The organism is uncultured Campylobacter sp. (assembly GCF_938018145.1).
GTDB lineage: Bacteria > Campylobacterota > Campylobacteria > Campylobacterales > Campylobacteraceae > Campylobacter_A.
In genome coordinates this window covers 1-1,472 of record NZ_CALIII010000063.1, presented here as the reverse complement: position 1 = coordinate 1,472, position 1,472 = coordinate 1, and the positions used below count along the sequence as shown (strand labels likewise).

Genomic DNA, 1,472 nt, shown 5'->3' with positions numbered 1-1,472 from the left:
GTTGTGACGCTCCGGTTTTAGCAGCGGGTTGCTCACCCAGCCGTTATCCATCGGACCGTAAAGCGTGTTAAATCGCTCCATATTGCCAGGTATGCGCTGCAAGCTCTCAAGCGCCGCGTAGTAGCTATCTAGCTCGTTTGGAGTGAAATCGTATTTTAGGCTGGCGCTTAGGCCGTCTTGTTTGACGCTACCGTCAAAATCATATCCATAAACACTGCGGATAAGCCCCTTGACCGTCCTAAGCGGCGCGGCAGGCGCAAAATATGGCTCATTTAGCCCCTTTAAATTTGACCTCATCCAGTCGTAGTTTAGAGCTAAACTAAGCTTGTGAAAGTCGTTAAATTTATAGCTTAGCGTATCAAAAATCCTCGTTCGCTTATTTGTCACGTCGGCAAACCTATAGCCGTTAAAAACCCAGCCGCTAGGCTGTTTTACGTACCTTTTGCCCTCATGATTATCGTGCTGATAGCTGATACCCGCAAGATTGTGAAAGTCGCCCAAGTCCGCGTCGTATTTTAGCTCGGCGTCCACGATTTTTCTATCCAGTTCGACCTTGACCGTCTGCGCCGCGCTCCTTAGATGATAGTTGTCGGCGTTTCTGCTCACGTCGCGCAGCATCAGCTCGAAATTTAGCGTATTTGATAGATCTTCCGCGCCGATGCGAGCGTTAAATTTACCGACGTATCGCTCGGTTTTAACGGCGTCCATGAGATGGTGAGGCTGCTTGTCGTCGTCGATGTTGTCGTGTACGAGCGTAAATCTAAACTCGCTTAGCTCGCTAGGCACGAAACCCACGACCGCGCTTTGCCCCTGCCTGGCGTAGCCGTAGTTCCACTCTCTGCCGCCGCCGTCTTTGTAGCGGTTGGCTTTAGAAAAGTTCGCGTTTAAAATCGTGTAGAAATTTGCGCCGCGGTATTTAAAAAGTCCCGAACCGTAAAACGTCCTGCCGTAAAATCCGCCTGCAACGTGAAATTTATCCATAGAATTATCAAGCAAATCCGTCACGAAAAAATAATCATCCCTAGGCGCGCGGTCGAATTGATTTTCGGGAAACGCGCTTTGGGCGATGTTTGGCGTATAAGGCGGCGGAGGCGTAAAATCCTTTATCGGCTTTATGACGTCGGGATTTGCGCCGTTTGCGAGCAGCGCCGTCGCAGCCGCAGCCAGACTGATAGCTAATCTCATTTAGTATCCTTTATGATAATTTTGATTTTTTGTATCATAATTATATAAAAAAATACTTGAATATTTCTTGATTTTCGTTAAGATAAGATTTATAAATTTTGCGCGGTTTGGTTTGTAGACGACGACAAATTTGACGCTAGCGAAGTTAAATTTGATAGACGTAAATTTTAGGCAAAGAGTGAATGGCCTGAATCTATATGCCAAATTTAAAAACTCAAATTCGCATTTTCAAGGTGCGGGTCTCGGTGGGTAAAATTTGAAGCCGAAATTTACAAATTTGACTTCAA

General features: G+C 46.2%; 1 protein-coding gene. It reads right to left on the bottom strand.

Going from position 1 to position 1,472, the window contains the following annotated elements; translation table 11 throughout:
• Positions 1-1,185, bottom strand: a 1,185-nt coding sequence (locus Q0338_RS01445; RefSeq protein ID WP_298085206.1) for a TonB-dependent receptor, incomplete at its 3' end; no start/stop codon positions are given.
• Positions 1,186-1,472: the final 287 nt, after the last annotated feature.